1 protein-coding gene is annotated in these 235 nt (G+C 55.7%); it reads left to right on the top strand.

Annotated elements, in window-relative coordinates; genetic code table 11:
- Positions 1 to 235, top strand: a 235-nt coding sequence (locus AB1471_RS19170; RefSeq protein WP_367781069.1) for a hypothetical protein, incomplete at both ends; no start/stop codon positions are given.

Raw genomic sequence — 235 nt, 5'->3', positions numbered from 1 at the left:
GAAGAGGAGAGGGGAGAAGAAAGAAGGAAGGGAAAGAGAGAAGGAGGAAAGGAGGGAGGAGAGAGGAAGGGAGAAAAGAAAAGGGGGGAGGGGGGGAAAAAGGAGGGGGAGGGGGAAAGAGGAAGAGAGAAGGGGGAGAGAAGAAAGGAGGAGGAGGGGGGGGGAGGAAAGGGAGAAGAGAAGGGAAGAGGGAAAGGGAAGAGGGGGGGAAAAGAGGGAGAAGGAGGAAGAGAAA

Source organism: Jeotgalibacillus marinus, from assembly GCF_040801915.1.
Classification (GTDB): Bacteria; Bacillota; Bacilli; order Bacillales; family Jeotgalibacillaceae; genus Jeotgalibacillus; species Jeotgalibacillus marinus.
This window is presented reverse-complemented; position numbering and strand designations above follow the sequence as displayed.